This is a genomic window from Acinetobacter sp. ANC 3832 (assembly GCF_002135415.1).
In the GTDB taxonomy this organism is placed as follows: Bacteria; Pseudomonadota; Gammaproteobacteria; order Pseudomonadales; family Moraxellaceae; genus Acinetobacter.
Genome location: NZ_NEGJ01000007.1, coordinates 77,699 through 93,220, shown reverse-complemented (window position 1 = coordinate 93,220; position 15,522 = coordinate 77,699). Strand labels below are relative to the sequence as shown.

At 34.0% G+C, this 15,522-nt stretch carries 18 protein-coding genes and 1 pseudogene; 12 read left to right on the top strand and 7 right to left on the bottom strand.

The window, feature by feature from the left end; genetic code table 11:
- Positions 1–20 precede the first annotated feature (20 nt).
- From pgaD to B9T35_RS11005, 4 genes are all read left to right on the top strand, one after another.
- On the top strand, positions 21–434 hold the full coding sequence (gene pgaD / locus B9T35_RS11020) for a poly-beta-1,6-N-acetyl-D-glucosamine biosynthesis protein PgaD (RefSeq protein WP_086191249.1): 414 nt from the start codon (positions 21–23) through the stop codon (positions 432–434).
- A 188-nt stretch (positions 435–622) separates the two neighbouring features.
- The gene (locus B9T35_RS11015) at positions 623–1,750 is read left to right on the top strand and encodes an acyltransferase family protein (RefSeq protein WP_086191248.1); all 1,128 of its coding nucleotides are present in this window, start codon (positions 623–625) and stop codon (positions 1,748–1,750) included.
- 382 nt (positions 1,751–2,132) lie between these two features.
- The gene (locus tag B9T35_RS11010) at positions 2,133–3,032 is read left to right on the top strand and encodes an HARLDQ motif MBL-fold protein (RefSeq protein WP_086191167.1); all 900 of its coding nucleotides are present in this window, start codon (positions 2,133–2,135) and stop codon (positions 3,030–3,032) included.
- 289 nt (positions 3,033–3,321) lie between these two features.
- Positions 3,322–3,789, top strand: a complete 468-nt coding sequence (locus tag B9T35_RS11005; RefSeq protein ID WP_086191166.1) for a hypothetical protein — start codon at positions 3,322–3,324, stop codon at positions 3,787–3,789.
- On the opposite strand, the gene B9T35_RS11000 is transcribed toward B9T35_RS11005, so the two are convergent.
- From B9T35_RS11000 to B9T35_RS10985, 4 genes are all read right to left on the bottom strand, one after another.
- The gene (locus tag B9T35_RS11000; protein WP_228147124.1) at positions 3,786–4,130 is read right to left on the bottom strand and encodes a lysozyme inhibitor LprI family protein; all 345 of its coding nucleotides are present in this window, start codon (positions 4,128–4,130) and stop codon (positions 3,786–3,788) included. The two genes, B9T35_RS11005 and B9T35_RS11000, sit on opposite strands and share 4 nt — an antisense overlap.
- A 33-nt stretch (positions 4,131–4,163) precedes the next feature.
- Positions 4,164–4,733 carry a TetR/AcrR family transcriptional regulator gene (locus B9T35_RS10995; protein ID WP_086191164.1) on the bottom strand — a complete coding sequence of 190 codons (570 nt, stop codon included), beginning with the start codon at positions 4,731–4,733 and terminating at the stop codon, positions 4,164–4,166.
- A 155-nt stretch (positions 4,734–4,888) separates the two neighbouring features.
- Positions 4,889–5,794 (bottom strand): alpha/beta fold hydrolase, encoded by a 906-nt coding sequence (locus tag B9T35_RS10990; protein ID WP_086191163.1) that lies wholly within the window; start codon positions 5,792–5,794, stop codon positions 4,889–4,891.
- Between the two features lie 40 nt (positions 5,795–5,834).
- A complete protein-coding gene (locus tag B9T35_RS10985; protein ID WP_086191162.1) occupies positions 5,835–6,623 on the bottom strand; it encodes a crotonase/enoyl-CoA hydratase family protein in 789 nt (262 codons plus the stop codon).
- Positions 6,624–7,048: 425 nt separating this feature from the next.
- On the opposite strand from B9T35_RS10985, the gene B9T35_RS10980 reads away from it, so the two are divergent.
- The 4 genes from B9T35_RS10980 to B9T35_RS10965 all read left to right on the top strand — a co-directional run bounded on the left by B9T35_RS10980 (position 7,049) and on the right by B9T35_RS10965 (position 9,679).
- Positions 7,049–8,002 carry a hypothetical protein gene (locus B9T35_RS10980; RefSeq protein WP_139842023.1) on the top strand — a complete coding sequence of 318 codons (954 nt, stop codon included), beginning with the start codon at positions 7,049–7,051 and terminating at the stop codon, positions 8,000–8,002.
- Positions 8,003–8,161: 159 nt separating this feature from the next.
- Positions 8,162–8,746, top strand: coding sequence for a nicotinamide riboside transporter PnuC (gene pnuC / locus B9T35_RS10975; protein WP_086191160.1), 585 nt, complete (start codon positions 8,162–8,164; stop codon positions 8,744–8,746).
- 31 nt (positions 8,747–8,777) lie between these two features.
- On the top strand, positions 8,778–9,050 hold the full coding sequence (locus tag B9T35_RS10970) for a hypothetical protein (protein WP_086191159.1): 273 nt from the start codon (positions 8,778–8,780) through the stop codon (positions 9,048–9,050).
- A 131-nt stretch (positions 9,051–9,181) separates the two neighbouring features.
- Positions 9,182–9,679: a DUF2505 family protein gene (locus B9T35_RS10965; RefSeq protein WP_086191158.1), complete on the top strand. Its 498-nt coding sequence runs from the start codon at positions 9,182–9,184 to the stop codon at positions 9,677–9,679.
- A 134-nt stretch (positions 9,680–9,813) separates the two neighbouring features.
- On the opposite strand, the gene B9T35_RS10960 is transcribed toward B9T35_RS10965, so the two are convergent.
- The gene (locus B9T35_RS10960) at positions 9,814–10,398 is read right to left on the bottom strand and encodes a DedA family protein (protein WP_086191157.1); all 585 of its coding nucleotides are present in this window, start codon (positions 10,396–10,398) and stop codon (positions 9,814–9,816) included.
- A gap of 247 nt (positions 10,399–10,645) precedes the next feature.
- Positions 10,646–11,926 carry an MFS transporter gene (locus B9T35_RS10955; RefSeq protein WP_086191156.1) on the bottom strand — a complete coding sequence of 427 codons (1,281 nt, stop codon included), beginning with the start codon at positions 11,924–11,926 and terminating at the stop codon, positions 10,646–10,648.
- A gap of 830 nt (positions 11,927–12,756) precedes the next feature.
- On the opposite strand from B9T35_RS10955, the gene B9T35_RS10950 reads away from it, so the two are divergent.
- Positions 12,757–13,866 (top strand): GGDEF domain-containing protein, encoded by a 1,110-nt coding sequence (locus tag B9T35_RS10950; RefSeq protein WP_086191247.1) that lies wholly within the window; start codon positions 12,757–12,759, stop codon positions 13,864–13,866.
- On the opposite strand, the gene B9T35_RS10945 is transcribed toward B9T35_RS10950, so the two are convergent.
- The gene (locus B9T35_RS10945; RefSeq protein WP_086191155.1) at positions 13,853–14,056 is read right to left on the bottom strand and encodes an amino acid transport protein; all 204 of its coding nucleotides are present in this window, start codon (positions 14,054–14,056) and stop codon (positions 13,853–13,855) included. The two genes, B9T35_RS10950 and B9T35_RS10945, sit on opposite strands and share 14 nt — an antisense overlap.
- A gap of 217 nt (positions 14,057–14,273) precedes the next feature.
- Between B9T35_RS10945 and def the strand changes: the two genes are divergently transcribed.
- From def to B9T35_RS10930, 3 genes and pseudogenes are all read left to right on the top strand, one after another.
- On the top strand, positions 14,274–14,753 hold the full coding sequence (def, locus tag B9T35_RS10940) for a peptide deformylase (RefSeq protein WP_086191154.1): 480 nt from the start codon (positions 14,274–14,276) through the stop codon (positions 14,751–14,753).
- A 1-nt stretch (position 14,754) separates the two neighbouring features.
- Positions 14,755–15,201 carry a hypothetical protein gene (locus B9T35_RS10935; protein WP_086191153.1) on the top strand — a complete coding sequence of 149 codons (447 nt, stop codon included), beginning with the start codon at positions 14,755–14,757 and terminating at the stop codon, positions 15,199–15,201.
- Between the two features lie 100 nt (positions 15,202–15,301).
- Positions 15,302–15,481 (top strand): annotated as a pseudogene (locus tag B9T35_RS10930) (endonuclease domain-containing protein); the annotation flags it as partial.
- Positions 15,482–15,522: the final 41 nt, after the last annotated feature.

Sequence of the window (15,522 nt, the reverse complement as noted above, 5' to 3'; positions counted from 1 at the left end):
GTATTTGAGTATTGATGAAAATGAAATCAAATGATTTGATTATTGATTTACGTCGTAAATTGCCTTGGCATAAACGCTACATGTCGAATACTTCTACGGCAATGATGTGGGCGTGTTGGTTGTTTTTATGGCGACCAATTATGTTGGTTGTAGGTTTAATTGGTTTGCAAAAACCACATCTAATCCATAGCGTGATGCATGCGTTTGGAGTAGGAGTACAACACGGTATTACTGCATTAATTGCATGTGCTGTTGCACTCTTGTTGTGGAGTCATTTTATTCCAGCAACGACTGTTAAAAAGACAGACGTGAAAACAACCCAAGATTATGCAGATTTTTTTGGCTTGTCTGAAGAAAATATTCAACAAGGGCGTCTGCAGAAAATAAGTACTGTTCATCATGATGAAAATGGTAAAATAGTATTTATAGAGTAAATTTTTGTTATTTAGAAAGTCCCACAATCGTGGGACTTTTCTTTGGTGCAATGAAATTTATTTGGAAGATGGAAATAGACATCTTACAAAAGCATAAACAGGCTTTTTATTTTTCTCATTCAGGGGGAAATTAAAAAGTTTGATGTAAGAAGTCTACTGAGGCGATGGGTAATGAGGATGGTTGGAAAATGGCGAAATTAAATGCAGCAGAAAGTATACGAGGTCTAGCATGCCTAGCTGTGGTTTTTTCACATTTAAGCTTAAGCTTTTTTCCATATCTACATCATTTTGATGTGAATGAAAAAGCAGATAATGCAATGGTTTATGCGATTCATCATTCTCCCTTCGCATTTTGGTATTCAGGTTCAGCGGCTGTTTTTGTCTTTTTTGTATTAAGTGGATATGTACTGTCTTATGCGATTTTAAAAAGTCCAAATAATATTCAAGATAAAATTAAAATGATGATGGTTAAACGCTATCCTCGATTAATGATTCCTGCACTTGGATCATGTTTACTCATTTGGCTATGTTTTAAATTTATTTATATTGATAGTCATGCTGTTGGGGGATGGCTTCAAGCTTATGTCACACAGACATTTACGTTAAAGCATGCCATATACGAAGGTACCATTGGTTCTTTTTTCTTTGCTGAAAGTGATACCAATTGGGTGTTATGGACAATGAATATTGAGCTCTTTGGTTCATTTACCTTGTTTATACTGCTTTATCTTTATTCATTTAAAAAAAGTGCATTCTTTATCGCTTCGGTTGTTTTACCTTGTTTCGCATATTATTGGAAAGGTGAAGGATTCTTTTGGGGGATTCTATGCTTTGTGATTGGAATCTACTTTTATTTATATGGGCGTACTTTAAAAACCAGTACTTCAATCCTTATTTTTATTCTCGGTTTATACCTTGCAGGTGCGCATAATACCAGTATGGCATATGCATGGATTTATCGTATTTTAGGCGAGAATACTTATGAATATTGCAATGTGTTTGCAGGAATTTTGATTGTTTATAGCGTCTTAATGGGCAAAAAATTATCAGAAATGTTAGATAAAAAACCCTTGGTTTGGCTTGGAAAACTTTCATTCTCGATTTATTTATTACACTTATTGATGGTTTATTTGGTCTGCATTCCTTTATTTAACGTGTTATTAAATTTGGGAACAGGTTATGCATTTTCAGTAATCATTGCATCAACAATTTGTATTTTGGTCACGTTTCTAGTTTCAGATTTATATAGTCGTTATGTTGATCAATTTGCAATTGATGTGGGAAATCGATTAACCAAAGTGATATTAAAAAAATAAAAAATCTTCATAGAGTATGTAAATTGATGTCTAAAGAGTCGTCATTGGCAGACTGAGTATTTGCAATATTGATACATTTATTAGTTTTATTGCATAAGCCAGCTTTTAATCAGTATTTGCTCACAATGAATGTCCCTTCTCCTTTTAAAGGAGAGGGCTAGGGAGAGGATATGATTTTTTGGATTCACCCTCATCCTAACCTTCTCCCAGAGGGAGAAGGGATATTTAATCTTAATTCAATGTCATTTTCACTTATAAATTTTTATTCATTTTTCTACTTTTGCAAGAGACCTATAAATGGTTATTGAAGCTTTGAGTATTGAAATTCATAAAAAATTTGAAATGATTCGTTCCGAAAACACTAATCATTTCGAAAACTTTCATGTCAATTAAATATATACTTTTAATCGCTACACTTGTCATTTCTACGACTTATGTAAAAGCAGCGTTAAATCCTGAGCAACCTTTAACTGAAGCTCCACCTTTAAGTTTGTTTGAAAATTGGAATAAGCCGATTGCTCCATTTCAAATTTTCAAACATGTTTACTATGTAGGCACTGATAATCTTTCTTCAGTTCTGATTGATACAGGTAAAGGGTTGATTTTAATTGATAGTGGGATTGACCAATCTGCAACTCAAATTAAAACAAATATTGAAACTTTAGATTTTAAAATTACTGATGTTAAATATTTGCTGAATAGTCATGCACGTTTAGACCAAGCGGGTGGTTTTTCTAAGCTAAAATTGTGGAGCGGAGCAAAACTGGTTGCGAGTCCTGAAAATGCAATTATGCTAGAAAATGGTGCTGCCACTGATTTTGCATTGGGAAATCAATTGCCATTTCCTGCTGTGAAAGCAGACATTATTATTCAAGATGGTGAATCAATTCATTTGGGTCGTCAAACATTTATAGCCCATGCAACGCCTGGACATTTACCAGGTTCAACGTCATGGACAACAGATATTCGTTCGAACTTTAAAAGTTATAAAATGATCTATGCAGATAGTTTATTTACAGGTGGTTATTATTTGATAAATAATAAAAATTATCCAAATATTGTCACAGATATCGAAAAGACATTTATAACCTTAAATGGAATTCAGGCAGATATTTTTCTTGCCAATAAAGCAGATCGTTTTGATATGAAGGAAAAGTTAAAAAAATTAAAAGCAGGAAATAAAAAAGCATTTATTGATCAAATAGGTTTGCGAAACTATATTGCGAAAGGTAAAGCTGATTTTGAAAAACAGCTTCAACAGCAACAAGAAAAATTAGATTAAATTCATAAAATATTAGATTCATGATCAATAATTGTATGGTGGTTTTAGTGAATACAGGGTCATGAATCTAAAGACTTATGCTTTGTAGTTAATAGGATTGATGATTAAAGTACTTATTGAAGCTGGATGTAAATTAGACAAATTGTGTTACATTTTATTTAAAGAGAAAAATTAAAACGGTATAAACTAAAAAATGAGTCATGACCAATAAAGATAAATGGTGAGGTGCTAAGGCTCTAATAATTATTGACTTTAATCATTGAAGTTTAATGTAGAGTAGATTAAATCCATGCTAAAAATATTTATATTGATCATCATTGCTATTGTGGCTTTCTTATTGTGGCAATTGGTTCTAAAACATAAAAATAATTCTGCTTTAAAGCCAAAGCAAGCAATTTCAGATAAATTACGTGATCCATTGCAACCCAAATTGAAAGATCAAAATATCGAAATTGAAATCATTAATGAAGAAGATCAACGACGTTTTGATGATGTAGCGCAATTGATGTTTGAAAAAGCGATGATTAAAAAAGATATTGCTTGTGCGGAACTTATCCAAAGTGAATACTTGAATAAAATGCCGACACAGGCACAAAGTCAGATTGATTCATTTGATTTGGGTGATTGGTCTATCTATTGGAATTATAAAGATCAATCGCTTGAATATTATGTTGGGTGCTATGGCGTGTTTTATACTCATATTGATCGGAATGGGGTAGAGCATAAAGTTGAGTTTAAAGATCAATCATCACTCTAAAGTGTCAGGCTTTTAAGTTCCTTTAAACGGAACTGGATAGAGTTTAATTCACAATCAATAGCAGCAAAGCCCGCAGACATGCCCAAAGCACCATAGGTCAGACGGCCTAAGAGCTGATTACATTGTACATCACGATAATTCAGCCAAGCTTTTTGAGATTTTTCCAAGAGCTGTTTATTTTTATCATCATATTGAGCATAAATTTGTTGATAGAGTTGATTCATTTTCGTTTTTTCAGTTTTCAACTCACTTTGTAAACATTTATAGGCAACGATTTGATTCTCATTATTACACTTCGCATAGCTAAAACTAGATAACAATATTTTAGATAAAAGAACCATTTTAATTTTCATAACGAACCTGTTCGAAATTTTTTAACAGTGCTGTAAATTCAAAGCCTGTAAAATACGTTTTTTTACTGCTTTTAGATAGAAGAGATCATCATGTAGACGATACATGAGAATAGCACCTTCATAATCAGCAATACTTATTTTTGCCAACTGTTGAGCTTCATCATCAGCTAAAGCACAACGAAAGAGCCGATAAAAAGCGGCTTGCCAGTCCTGAAAAATAGCTTTGATTTTTGCTAGAATATTTTCTGAGAGATAAATTGCTTCGAGTGAAAGAATGCCGATAAGACATCCTTTAACTTCAACACTAAAAAACTGAACTGCATGTTGATGTAGACGTTGAAAGTTTATTTGTACTGGATGCTCTGTATTTTCAGCAATCGAGAATAAATGCCGTTTTAAATATTGATGAGCATTATTCAACACTTCAAACAATAATGCCTCTTTATTAGGATAGTAATAATAAAATGATGCTTTGCTCAGTCCGCATGCTTTGGCAAGCATTTCCATACTTGTCCCTGCATAACCATGTGCTTTAAATTGTAAAGCACATGAGCTGAGTATTTGTTCAGGACTAAGTTTTTGTGGGCGCATAATTGTCCTGTAAATTTTCCTATCAAATTTTATGCTAATCTTCTGTAAAGATTAGCATTTTACATCAGTGTTCATAATGCCTTTGATCTTCTTGTTGAAGAAGATACATAAAGGAGTGATTGTAGAATATTAATGCTTGCCTGCTCACGTTGAAATTAGTGAGATGTTGGTGAAAGAAGTAAGTTATCAAAAGTATTCAGCATTTTATCCCAAATTTGCTCTGAACCTTTTCGGAAATAGCCCATGTGTCCAATCTGTTTTAAACCAAACTCAGCTGCAGAAATATTGATGTAATGCATGGGTGCTTGTTGATAATGCTGCATAAAGGCATAGCGTGAATTGGGTAAAGCCCAATCATCATCGAGGGCGGAAACTGCATAAATAGGTGTTTTAACCTGTGCATATTGTTCAATTAAAGCCGCTTGTTCAGGGTCGGCAAAAAAGTAGGTTGGATTTTTACACCACTTACGCCATTGTTTATATACATCAATGGGTAAGTCTGCTCCCATCTTTAATTTGCTCCACGGTAAATAGCCAGTTACAGCCACCATAGGTGGAAAGACAATATTCCATATGATTTGAACTTTAAATTTTTCTTTGATTGGCATGTAACCATGCCAACCTGCACCAGTACCAAAGCAATACATCGCTGTAACTTTATGATGATTTGGAATCAATCCCAATGCCTGACCGCCATAAGAATGCCCGACCATTAAAATTGGTAAGTTATTTTGAGCAAGGTAATCAATGGCAGCAGCAAGGTCTTTTTGCCCCCAGTCAAGATAAGACATTCTGAAACCTTTGAGATGTTGTGGTGCAGATTGCCCTACACCACGATAATCAAAAGTGAATACCTGATAACCGTATTGTGTCGCATATTCAGAAAAACGACGATAAAACTCTTGTGGAACACCAGTTGCACAGGACAGTATGATATTCGCCTTTAACCCATGCTCAGGTGTGTACAGAATCCCTTTCAATTCGTAACCATCCAGTGCCATAAACTGAATTGATTGAGTCGTAAAGCCTATATTCTGTACAGCTGTTTTTAAGTTTTGCATCGTCATTGTTCTCAATAATTTTTGGAAGATGGTGTGTTGTTTATTTTCCTTTAAATTGTGGTTCACGTCGTTGTAACATGGCCATGACACCTTCCTGCACATCTTCAGAACTTAATAGGGGATTTAATAATTGCTGTAAATTGCCAAAAGCAGTTTCAGGACTATGTAAAAATGCCTGATGTGCAGATTTTAATGTCGCTTGAACGGCTAAAGGCGCAGCACTTGCGATACGTTCAGCCAATTCTAGTGCACGAATCAATTGATTTTTACCTTCAACGACTTCAGTGACCAAATTCATTTCATAAGCAGTTTGTGCATAAAAAAGATCACCCGTGAGGATGTATTTCATTGCTTTAGCCCAACCTGCGGCTTGGACAAAACGAACTGTTGCACCACCAAAAGGTAAAATACCGCGTTGTACTTCAATTTGCGTAAATTGAGCATCTTCATTGGCAACTACGATATCTGAATTCAGCATTAATTCGATACCTGCTGTATAGCAATAGCCTTGTACAGCGGTGACTAAGGGCTTGGTACGTTGTCTACCGACGGTTCCCCATGGATTAACAATAGCATCTGAAAATTGGAATACACCATCAGCAAGTTTAGGTTGTAACTCAACCAAATCTAGCCCTGCGGTAAAATGATCACCATGTGCAAAAACCACAGCACAACGGAGCTCAGGGTTTTCTTCATATTCAGTTAACGCCAGTGATAGGTCATGAATCATATGACTATCAAAAGCATTTCTTTTATTTGCCCGATCCAACCCGATCAGGAAGATATGGCCACGAATTTCTCGACTGACTTTTCCTTGTAAATCTGACATTTTTGTTCTCTGTTGTTGTTTGGTTTTATATTTTTAAACGATCGTTAGAAAACTGTCAAGTCATGGTGTATCCATCGATAGATAGATTTATATAAATGCAGTTAAATGTATGAATAGCTGAAGTTGAAGAATAAAAGGCCATAAAAGCAAATAAATGTTGATTAAATAGTTTTTATTATCAGTGTTATAGCAGTATTTTAAAAAAGAGTTTTATTGTTGTATTCCGAAATGGTTTGCAATGTTGTAGCTGTTCTATAGAAGTGGGTCAATGATAATTTCTCTCTGTCATGTTTCTATTCCTGTCAATTTTGCATATTGATAGAACAGATAAAAAGCTTGAAGGAACCTAAGATAAACTTTTCGAGCCAATATTTTTTAGTTATGCTTTGATGATGATCAATGTATAATTTTGAATGACAATAATCATGATATCTAAAACAATAAGTCTGGCTGTGTGTTTAAGTGCTTTATTCAGTGTGGGATGTCAAAAGCAGTCTGAACAAACTGAGCCAAAAGTAAAAGCAGAACAAAAATCTCCAACTGCCGTAGAAAAAAGCCCTCGTGATTTGATGCTCAATGTGATTCGGCAAAATAATAAAAAACTATTGGGTGATGCATGTCAAATAGATGAGTTTGATGACAGTAAAAAGAAACTTTGGCTTGGAGATTTGAATCAAGATGGGAAAACTGATTTTATTTATGATTATTCAGTTATTAACCAATGTGGGGCGCAAACAACACAGCATATTTTAGGCATATTCCTCAACTCTGGATCATCGTATCAATTAGATTCTACCTATGATGCGGGATTATCAGAACTCAATCAGCTAAATATTGAAAGTATTAATGCAAAAGGCATGATTCAAGCGAAGCAAGATGATCAAAAAGTACAGTTGATCTATAAAGACAAGACACTTAATAAAATAATTGATCCTCATAAAAAAGTCACGATTGAATTAGCAAAAGATACAACTGTTGAAAGTAGTTTCTTAGCCAGTGAAATTAATCAGGTTTTGTATGTATACAAAGAGGTCGAATGTGGAGGATTCTTTAGTGATGATCAAGCAGAAAAAAGTGCCACGATTGATCGTTATGATTTAAGACTCGCTGATGGGCATGTTGCGATCATGGGAGTATATGGGCTAACCCCAAAAGATGAGATTCGAGTGGAATCTAAAACGCTAACTTCCGCTTCAACATTGGCTCAAGTACAACAATTATTTAAACAAGGTTATGAGAGCCATACCAGTAAAAATGATTCTGCAGAGATTGGCTCAGCAAGTGATCAGGCGATTAAATTAAAATATGATCTTATGTTTAGTGCTAGAAAAAAAGTATGGATGATACTTATCTTTTTTATTTTAAAGACAATAGACTGATAGCGGTTCAATACTTTATTCCTTGTTAAGCATGGCTTGAATAAATAAGGAGGAATGGCTTAAAAAATTACGTAACTTTTTAAGCTATAGTGACTATTTTACTTGCTTTAAAGACACTTTTTTTGATAATAGTCGCATCAAACTCTGAAAGTTAGTTCTATGTCTCCATTAGAAATTGTTGCGGTCATTATTAGTGTCATTGGTGTCGCACTCACCATTAAGCGCAACATGTTGTGTTGGTGGTTTAACTTTCTGGCTTTTTCTTTATATGCTTACTTATTTTTTCAATTTAAGCTTTATGGCGAAACTATTTTACAATTCTTCTTTATGGTTGTGAATTTCTATGGATTATACCATTGGTTGAAAGGAAAACAACAAGACCATGAAATTCGCATAGAACCCATTGCTACGAAGACCGTTATTTTACAAATGATTTTAGCGGCAGTGGGTGGGGTATTATTCGGCTTATCTTTGCATTATTTTACTGATGCTGCCTTACCAATGTTAGATTCTCAACTGGCTGCTTTTAGTCTATTGGCAACTTATTGGACTAGTCGTAAACATATCGCAACATGGGTACTTTGGGTCTTTGTTGATATTGTTTATGTCGGTATGTTTATCTACAAAGATTTATTTTTAACCGCAGGTTTATATGCTGCATTTGTGGGCATGGCTGCATTTGGATGGTGGCAGTGGGAACAAGTGAAAAAGAAACAACTGTCGTCGAATTTTAAAGGGATTTAATAGATCTATTGGTCGCTAAAAGGATACTGTGATGCTGATTGACTTTATTCAATATCAACAACAGCAGTTTGATGAAGTTGCATCACGGATCATGACTGACCCTGAGCAATATATAGATTTTGATTCTGTTTCAGATTTTTATAAAGCCAAATGGCTGGATGATTTTCCGAAAGGCACCACATGGTCTGCGACGGGTTTGGATGATGGAGCAGAGGAGTTTGATGTAGTGATTGAGTATCGAGATCATTACATTAGAATATCTTGTGTAAATAGCATTGAAATTTCATGTGGCGTGTATGCTTAATAACTCAGTGGATAGAGCCAATGACAGAGTTGGCTAAATTATCTTTAATAAAAATAGAATATTACTGTGCTATTTCATGTGAGTGAGTAGCGCGACATTTTAAAAAATAAAAATTGTAGGAAGATAAAAATATGGCACATCGTTTTACGGTAAATGCAACGATTCAAGGTGTTTCATTGCAGCAGTTTAAAAAAATAGCAGCAGATACAGCTATGCATGAAGCTGTGTGTCGACGTATTCCTGGTGAAAATTTAGAAATTTTAGAATCGAAAATTGTTGGAAATATTTATACATTACGCCGTGCATATAATTTAGATGTGAATATTCCAGACATTGCTAAAAAATTCATGAAAGATACTTTTCGTTTAAAAAGAACGGATGTTACAGATTTAGAAGCCCTGACATCGACTGTAGTTTTAGGAGCAAATTTACCTTTAGAAGCAAGCTGTGAGCGTTTTGTGACGGGAGATGATCAAAAAATTCATATCAAGCTTGATTGGAGTGTGAAAGTCAAGGTTCCTTTGATTGGTGGAATATTAGAGAGACATGCAGAAGGCGAAATTCGCAGGTTTAGCGATATTGAAATTGAGATTGTTGAAGACGAGTTAAAAAAGAATCTACAAATGTAAAAGTCAGCTAAATATTAAATGAGTATTTTATTTTTAAATTAAGTACTCATTAGATTTTCACAATCCATCAATCCATCAATCCATCAATCCATCCAATTTTCTAGAATAGATTATTGTTTAAGTGTCCTAAGTGCTTAAAGTGTTTTTTGCTTGGTTTGATATTTCATATATAAACTATAAGCAAATCGTATCAAGATGATACAACTGATCACAGCAATAATAATGGTTAAATGTGAGTGGAAAGGAAGTATCATTTTCAAAAACTTATGTAGCCAAAGACTGACTTGAATGCCAATACTAATAATTACAAATGCCCAAATAAAACAGGCGATTAAATTGACAAACATATAGCGTATGACAGGATATTTTTTGATGCCAAAGCTGACAGGTAAAACTGTTCTTAAACCCCAAGCAAACCGCATGAGCAAGATCGTCAGTGTTGGGGAATGTTGAATAAAAATACTGGCTTGTTTAAATTTCTCTGCGAGTTTTGGTCTTTTATTTATAAAATCTGTGCCATAACGATGACCGATTTGATAATACAATTGGTCTCCGAGAAAACTGCCTAGCACCGCCGTTAAAATGAGTGGCCAAAAATGTAAAATATGCTGATGAACCACGTAAGCACCCAGTGTTAATACTGTTTCGCCCTCAAAAAAAGTACCAATAAACACTGCAAAGTAACCATAATGTTGTAATAAGTCAGTCCAATTCATCATATTTTTTCAATTATTATTGGTATCTATGAGATATCTTACATAAGTATTCACGACCTCTTTAGGTTTCTTCTGTAAGAATGAGAAACACTGATTCGTAAAGGAAGAAGCTATACAAAAAGTCTATTATTTAAGTTAAAAATCCTCTTCGAAAAGAGGATAGCATGATTGATTAAGATAGATATTTTACACAAGCATTTTATTTTCTAATCTCAGAATAAATTAGAAAACTTTATAGATGCAATCTTATTTATTTTGACTCAAATTTTTGTTTAAAAATAAGTGCAGTCAGAAAAGATACAAGACAAACAACCCAAATATAGTACATCGCACCAATATTACTATATAGGCTTAACCACTGTACTAAAGGCAGAGTCAGACCACCTGCAATGGCATAGGCAACATTATAAGAAAAGGAAATCCCAGAAAAACGAATTTGAGCAGGAAACATTTTGACCATGCTACACGACACCATCCCAACCGTTCCTGAAAATAATCCAAGTAACATATACATGAGAAATATGCTGGTTGAAGAGGCATACCCTAAACTGTGATAAAAAATGGTTGCGACAATTGCGACACCTGCTGATCCAATCAGCATGACTTTTCCAGCCCCAAAGCGATCTGCACATAGCCCTGCGATAATACAGCCGAGCATTTGCATAATAATTGCAGCACTCTGCATTTTAAAAGCATTTGCACGTTCAAAACCAAAGGCACCTGTAAGTAAGTTCGGCATGGCTAAAATAAGTACCACAACACAGCCAGTTAAAAACCACGTAAAAACCATACCAATGGCAATACTGGTTTTATGTTTTGCTAAAACTTGTTTTATCGGCGTATCTTTGGAAAGTTCTTTACGTGCCTGCATAGCTTTAAATACTGGCGTTTCTTTCAAATAAGAACGAAGATACAGCGCAATTAACCCGAAAATACCGCCTGCAATAAAGGGAAGACGCCAAGCCCAATCGTGTATTTCTGCATTGGTAAATTGGAGTGAAATCCATAAGGAAACCAATGCACCTAATAAAATACCGAGTGATAAGCCTGCCGTAAGTAAGCCGTTGGCAAAGCCGATTCTTTTTTCAGGAACATGTTCCGATACAAATGTCCATGCAGCAGGAATTTCTCCACCAATGGCAATGCCTTGAACAATGCGCATGAGTAATAACAATAATGGTGCTGCATAGCCAATACTGGCATAGGTTGGCATCAAGCCAATCAATAGCGTAGGCAATGCCATCAGTAAAATGGATAAACTGAATAAGCGCTTACGACCGACTAAGTCTCCAAAATGGGCCATAACCAAACCACCCAAAGGGCGAAAGAAATAGCCTGCTGCAAAAATGCCGTAGGTATTCAGCATTGCCCAAAATGGACTGAGCGTACTTGGAAAAAATAGATCAGAAATGATTTTGGCGTAGAAGACATAAATGACAAAATCGTAGAATTCTAAAGCGCCACCAAAAGATGATAGTCCAAGTGTTCGTTTATCTTCATTGCTTAAACGTGGGATAGCATCCGTGCGCATAGTTTGAGTCGTTATTAATGTGGAAATAGGATTCTAGTCAATTGTTTTTTACATGAAAAATCAATCTTTCTTTTAAGTATTTTAACTTTAAGTGATAAATCGGTATTAGATATCTTGCATAAGTATTAATAATACTTATAAAAGGTATTTGATAATGAAGATAAAATGAGGTTCTAGTATTTTTATATTAGAATTTGTATGTTTTATATTTATAAGGAAATGAATTATCGTTCACAATATTTTTATTACATTTAGAATTTAATTGAATCTAAAATTATTTTTTTAGGTCTAAAATAGAAAGTCTATTTAGCAACTAGATAAAGCTAAGATCATTTTGTAACAAAAATTAAAAATTTAAATTAATAAAACCATCATTTTTAGATATGATTGTCTTGAAATGAAAGCTATTTATTTCTGAAGGATACCTATTTTAATAGGATCTACGTTTAATTTTGTTATGAAGTATCGTTTATTTCTATTAATGCTCAAATATAGAAAAGAAATTGGTATCTAAATCTGTTATTTTTTTGACAATTATTCAGTGCTTAATTAAGCCATGTTTTTGTAGATGAATGATACGCTTGATGTTTATTGGTTTTTCTTGTAATAATATAACTAATTTTGAATAAAATGATCTTAAAATCAGTGGTGAACCAGAGCTTTGAATGGTGATTTTTTGTTGGTGATGTTGAGATATTTTAAGTAAAATAAATAATAATTCGAATGAATAATAGCAATATGATTTTATTCATCATAAGTTGAGATAATTTTCATTCATGAAATTTTTGAATAAACAGGCTATTGAAGAATTTCTATATAATAGCGACATCATGAATTGGACTAACTTAAATAAAAGTATCCTGATTCTAGCTCTTGGTGGTATAGATTTTTCGCTATGGCTATTTTGGTGTTTATTTACTTATTACACACCGTCATTACAACATTGGATTAATGTCGATTATTTTCCATATCATATTACTGTGATTTGTAGCTGTATCGTGTTCTTTTTTCTGTTAATACTCCCGTGTCATTATCTGAAGCATCATAAAATTATTCAAACTGTCATGCCATATGTTGCGGTTTTATTTTTTGGTTGTGCATTTATCCGTGGCGGTTATACGATTGGTGTTATGAGTCCAGCGACAATCGCGGGCTTTATTAGTTTGATTTCTGTTGGTCTAGTCTTATTAGATCGTAAAGTAATTTATAGTGCATTTTTACCTGTGACTATTTATTTATTGGTGACTATTTATTTTAGCGCAACGGGTGATTTACGCTATGCGCCACTTTTTAGTGAAGAATTAAACCATACGATATTAATTCAAAATAGTTTTTGGGTTTGGAGCATGTTATATCTCTATATTCCTATTTTTTTCGGCAGTATCGTGCTTTTTGAAATTTTATTGATTCAATGGCGGAATAGAGAAAAGATCATCCATCAAATTAGTCAACTTGACCCATTAACAGGAATTTATAATCGACGTAGTATTAGCCAAAATTTAAATACGATTCAGGAAGATGAACATAATTATGCTTTGGTTTTATTAGACTTAGATCATTTCAAGCAAATCAATGATAATTATGGGCATGATGTTGGCGATCGGGTATTAAAGCAAGTTGCAAAAATTCTCAGTGCAAACTTACGTGACCATGATGTGGTGGGGCGTTTTGGTGGAGAAGAGTTTATTCTTATACTGCAAGAAAAAGAACTGATTCATGCGTTGGAAATTGCCGAACGATGCCGTAAAGAGATTGAGAAAGAAACTGTGCATATAACGGAACAAGAATCTGTTCATATTTCTGCGAGTTTTGGTATTGCGATGTCAGAGAAGCACTTGAGTAAAGAAGCCGTTATTCGATTAGCTGATGAAGCTTTATATTTTGCAAAAGCCAATGGTCGTAATCAGGTTCGGCATTATTCAGAAATTATAAACGGATAAAATAAGGTGCGATAGAAAGTACAGCTCCAATGATACAGAGCATGGTCGTATTATCTACAAAGTATGGAAAAATCATGAGAATTAAGCCACAAACCAGTGGAATGATGACTTTCTGTTTTTTCCCATAAATAAAATAGCCTAAGCCTATCGAACTAAAGAGGACACCAAGCAAAAGTTGAGCTGTATTCATCGTCTTATTATGATCACCTAATTCATTGTAATTTAATCTCTTAAAATTAAAGTTGTCTTAAATGAGCTGAATCAAAGATCATTTGAATCTATTTTAGTATTCATCAGCTCTTTATACAAAAATAATCATAGAACGATATTCTGAAATATTCAAATTCATCATAGAATTTAAGTTAGATTGATTTGAAACACATTTTATTTTTGATGTAGGAACAAGTATGTCGAACATTTTGGCTGTAGCACAACAAGGTGAAGCAATTCTAACTTTAAAAGCAGCGTTAGTTGTTGAAAGTGAATTTAACAGTACATGGTTAAATGGATTAGCTGATGCAATGCAAGCCACGATGCTGGAACGTAATGGTGTAGGTATTGCAGCGCCACAAGTTTATGTGTCTAAGCGAGTGATTATCGTGGCTTCACGTCCAAATCCCCGTTATCCCGATGCACCTGAAATGGATGCAATTGTCATGGTGAATCCTGAAATTTTAGAAAAATCAGAGCAAATTATTTTAGGCGAAGAAGGCTGTTTAAGCGTTCCGAATGAGCGAGGAGAAGTTGCTCGTGCTGAAAAAGTGAAAGTCCGTTATTTCAGTTTAGTCGGCGAAAAGATTGAAACTATATTTCATGGCTTTCCTGCACGTATTGTTCAACATGAAATCGATCATTTGGATGGGATTTTATTTGTAGAGCGTTTATAAAATGTCGGGTTTAGCAATCTTAAAATTCTCTTTGGATACTAACTCACTGCATTTTGATGTAGAGGGTCAGCAGATTGATATTGTTCAAGGTTTGGACTTTATCAAATCGCAAGCGATGCGTCATGGTGTGCTGAATGAGTTGGCTATTGAAAATATGATTGATGTGATTGAAGAATTACTTGAATCAAGCGGTTTGAATTATTCCATTGAAAAATTGGCGATTACTTCTGATTTAAGAATGTTACTGTTGAATGATGTATTTTTTCAGTCTAATGGTGTGGTCGATCGTATAATGTTAGAAAAAGCATTTAATGATTTTATTGAGCATATTGCATTTTATCAAAGAAAAGTGCGTGCTGATCAGCAAGATATTTTTGCGTACTTTATTTTTATTAGAGAGATGATGCATCATTTGAATGTGATGAGTATCGAATATTTTGAAAAGTAAAATTTTACGGTTGGTGAGATAAAAAGTGATCAAATTTAATGTGCAGAGTGATTTTTTTAATATGTAAGATATTGAATTTATTTAAAATAATAAGGAATATGTTCGTGGTTTACGAAACAACATGACGAATGCTGAGCGTGCACTTTGGTCAAGGCTTCGTAATAAGCAAATTTTAGGATTACAGTTTTATCGGCAGAAACCACTTTTAAATTTCATTGTGGATTTTTACTGTCCTTCTGCGAGTTTAGTCATTGAGTGCGATGGTAGTCAATATTTTACATGTTACCTATTAATTTGAAAAAGTAATCTATAAGGGGGGAT